3 protein-coding genes and 1 pseudogene are annotated in these 3,814 nt (G+C 66.1%); 3 read left to right on the top strand and 1 reads right to left on the bottom strand.

Features of this window, described 5'->3' with window-relative positions; all coding sequences use genetic code 11:
- A pseudogene (locus tag ACWELQ_RS40640) lies at nt 1–642 on the bottom strand (hypothetical protein); the annotation flags it as partial.
- Nucleotides 643–1,068: 426 nt separating this feature from the next.
- On the opposite strand from ACWELQ_RS40640, the gene sucC reads away from it, so the two are divergent.
- From sucC to ACWELQ_RS40625, 3 genes are all read left to right on the top strand, one after another.
- Nucleotides 1,069–2,232 (top strand): ADP-forming succinate--CoA ligase subunit beta, encoded by a 1,164-nt coding sequence (gene sucC / locus ACWELQ_RS40635; protein ID WP_452402316.1) that lies wholly within the window; start codon nt 1,069–1,071, stop codon nt 2,230–2,232.
- Nucleotides 2,233–2,246: 14 nt separating this feature from the next.
- Entirely contained in the window at nt 2,247–3,161 is a 915-nt protein-coding gene (gene sucD / locus ACWELQ_RS40630; protein WP_452402315.1) for a succinate--CoA ligase subunit alpha, read from the top strand.
- A gap of 237 nt (nt 3,162–3,398) precedes the next feature.
- A partial coding sequence (locus tag ACWELQ_RS40625) for a DUF5336 domain-containing protein (protein ID WP_452402314.1) occupies nt 3,399–3,814 on the top strand: 416 nt, incomplete at its 3' end.

Below are 3,814 nucleotides of genomic sequence, written 5' to 3'. Positions count from 1 at the left end.
CGCCGACGGCGGGGCGGGCACGCGATGGGTGCCGCCCGCGCGACGCTTGCCGCCCGAACGGGACGGACGGGTCTCGTCCTCGGCGGCGGCATCGGCTTCGCGCGCAGCGCGATTCACGCGCGCGCCGTCGCCGGAGAACTGGAGCTTCTCGCCGCCCGCGGTACGGAATGTGTAGACCGGTCGGTACTCATCGGACGGGGTCGGGTCCGCACTCGGATCCCAGTTCGTCCGCGACTGCGGGGCCCAATCACTCGGATTCGGTGCGGCCCAGCCGTTCACGGTGGTCTGCGCGTTCCAGTCCGGTTCGGGCTGGTAGTCGGCCTCGCCCCACTGCTGCTGCGGCTGCTCCCACTGCTGCGCCTGGCCCCACTGCTGACCGGAATTCCAGTCGGCGTCGGAGTTCCACTGCGCCTCAGGGTTCCACTGCGTTTGGGCCTCAGGGTTCCACTGCGTGTTCGCGTCGGGATTCCACTGCGTCTCGGGAGTCCACTGGACGTCGGAGTTCCACGCCTGGGTCGCGTCCCAATCGCCGTGGGCGACCGCGCTGTTCGAGTCGAAGGGGGCGTCGAAAGTCGTGGTTCCGCTGTAGTTCTCGGCGTCCTCGCGATAGCGGTGGGCACGTCGGGGGCTGTGCTGCGTCAAGCCTGCCGTCCTCCTGTCCGTGACCGGGTTGTGACATCGACCGCAACGACGGTAACGAAACGATTGCGGCTCAGCAAGCGATGGACATGGTTCGACACGCTGCTGTGACATTCATCACTCTGAGCGCGGGAATGCGCTCACTGTGCTGCGGGTAACCAAGTGAGGTTAGTCAACGACTTCGCGTAGTAGTGACCATCACTCCGCGGTATTCGTGTGCTCCACCTGGCACCCCGTCAACAAGCTACCGATGAGTAGCATTGACGAGGGGTTTTGAGGTAGCGGAGACAGTACCGTGACCTGCGCCACTTAGGCTGTATGCGGCTGATTTCCGCTCCATGTGACTGATTAGAGTCCGATCCGACCCGCCCCCGACGACGGGCCGCCAACCAGACGTTGTCACAACAACGCAGACGAGACGGTGAGTACATGGATCTCTTCGAATATCAGGCGAAGGAACTCTTCGTGAAGCACGGAGTGCCTTCGTCGGAGGGCCGCGTGACGGACTCCGCCGAGGACGCTCGTGCGATCGCCGAAGAAATCGGCAAGCCGGTAATGATCAAGTCGCAGGTCAAAGTCGGTGGCCGCGGCAAGGCCGGTGGCGTGAAGTACGCCGCCACCCCGGACGACGCCTACACCCACGCCCAGAACATCCTGGGCCTGGACATCAAGGGCCACATCACCAAGAAGGTCCTGGTCGCGGAGGCGAAGGACATCGCCGCCGAGTACTACATCTCCTTCCTGCTGGACCGCTCCAACCGCACCTACCTGGCCATGTGCTCGGTCGAGGGCGGCATGGAGATCGAAGAGGTGGCCGCCACCAAGCCGGAGCGGCTGGCCAAGGTGCCGGTCGACGCCGTCAAGGGTGTAGACCTGGCCTTCGCCCGTTCCATCGCCGAGCAGGGCCACCTGCCCGCCGACATCCTCGACGCCGCCGCGGTGACCATCCAGAAGCTGTGGGAGGTGTTCAAGAACGAGGACGCCACCCTGGTCGAGGTCAACCCGCTGGTGCGCACCCCCGACAACGAGATCCTCGCCCTCGACGGCAAGGTGACCCTGGACGGCAACGCCGAGTTCCGTCACCCCGACCACGCCGAGTTCGCGGACATCGACGCCACCGACCCGCTCGAGCTCAAGGCCAAGGAAAACGACCTCAACTACGTCAAGCTCGACGGTGAGGTCGGCATCATTGGCAACGGCGCGGGTCTGGTCATGTCGACCCTCGACGTCGTCGCCTACGCCGGTGAGAACCACAACGGCGTCAAGCCCGCCAACTTCCTCGACATCGGTGGCGGCGCCTCGGCCGCCGTCATGGCCGCCGGTCTGGACGTCATCCTGGGCGACTCCCAGGTCAAGTCCGTGTTCGTGAACGTCTTCGGCGGCATCACCGCCTGTGACGCGGTCGCGAACGGCATCGTCGGCGCCCTGCAGACCCTGGGCGACACCGCCTCCAAGCCGCTGGTCGTCCGCCTGGACGGCAACAAGGTCGAGGAGGGTCGACAGATCCTCGCCGACTTCAACCACCCGCTGGTGACTCTCGCTCAGACCATGGACGAAGGCGCCGACAAGGCCGCCGAACTGGCTGCCAAGTAAGGACACGAACCACTATGTCTATCTTCCTGAACAAGGACAACAAGGTCATCGTCCAGGGCATCACCGGCGGCGAGGGCACCAAGCACACCGCGCTGATGCTGAAGGCGGGCACCAACGTCGTCGGCGGCGTGAACGCGCGCAAGGCGGGCACCACCGTCAAGCACGTCGACGCGGCCGGCAACGAGGTCGAGCTCCCCGTGTTCGCCACCGTGGCCGAGGCCATGGAGAAGACCGGCGCCGACACCTCCATCGCCTTTGTCCCCCCGGCCTTCTCGAAGGACGCCATCATCGAGGCCATCGACGCGGAGATCCCGCTGCTCGTGGTCATCACCGAGGGCATCCCGGTGCAGGACACCGCGTACGCGTGGGCCTACAACGTGGACAAGGGCAACAAGACCCGCATCATCGGCCCGAACTGCCCCGGCATCATCACCCCGGGTGAGTCGCTGGTCGGCATCACCCCGGCCACCATCACCGGCAAGGGCCCGATCGGCCTGGTCTCCAAGTCCGGCACCCTGACCTACCAGATGATGTACGAGCTGCGGGACTTCGGTTTCTCCACCGCCATCGGCATCGGCGGCGACCCGGTCATCGGCACCACCCACATCGACGCCATCGAGGCGTTCGAGAAGGACCCGGAGACCAAGCTCATCGTCATGATCGGCGAGATCGGCGGCGACGCCGAGGAGCGCGCGGCGGCCTACATCCAGGCCAACGTCACCAAGCCGGTCGTCGGCTACGTCGCGGGCTTCACCGCGCCGGAGGGCAAGACCATGGGCCACGCCGGTGCCATCGTCTCCGACGGTGCGGGCACCGCCCAGGGCAAGAAGGAGGCCCTCGAGGCCGCGGGCGTGAAGGTCGGCAAGACCCCGTCCGAGACCGCCGCCCTGGCGCGCGAGATCCTGGAGAAGGCTTCCATCAGCGCTTGATGTTCTCGTGCCCCGCTCCCTCGAGGGAGCGGGGCACAGGGCTGGGGAAGGTGGGTTCTGCCCGTCCGAACCGCTGATCACGAAGGCCGCCTGTCGAATTCGACGGGCGGCCTTCGGCCGTTATTTACGGTATTGCGGTAAGGCCACGGCCGGTGGTAGATGGTGCCCCCGGCCGTCGAGTGCAGTAGCGTCGGTGGAGGTTCGTGAACGACTCACGACTCGATAGGAGACGACGACATGTCATACCCGACCGGGGGCTCGGGATACAACGCGCCCCAGCCGACGCCCTCCTCACCCGGATACGGCTCGCAGCCCGCAGGCGCTCCCGCTGCCGGTTCTGGGACGTCTTCCATCGCAGGCAAGGGCCTGCCTTTCTTCTTGACGGTTGGCATCGCCGCGCTCGGCGTTCTCAACTTCCTGCTGGGCTTCGCGCCCTACGTCGGCACCAAGTCCCAGGATGTGCTCGGGACCACCGTCAAGGGCTCGAGCTTCAGTCTCTTCGAGAGCAACCCCGCGCTGATCACGCTGCTGCTGCTCGCCGGTCTGGTGGCGGGCCTGTCGCTGTTGCCGAAGGTCGCGGCCAACACCGCGCTGGTGGCGGCGATCTCGGTGGCCGGTTTCCTGGCCATTCTGTTCAGCTCCTTCGATCTCGG

It is taken from the genome of Nocardia sp. NPDC004722 (genome assembly GCF_053601505.1).
This window is presented reverse-complemented; position numbering and strand designations above follow the sequence as displayed.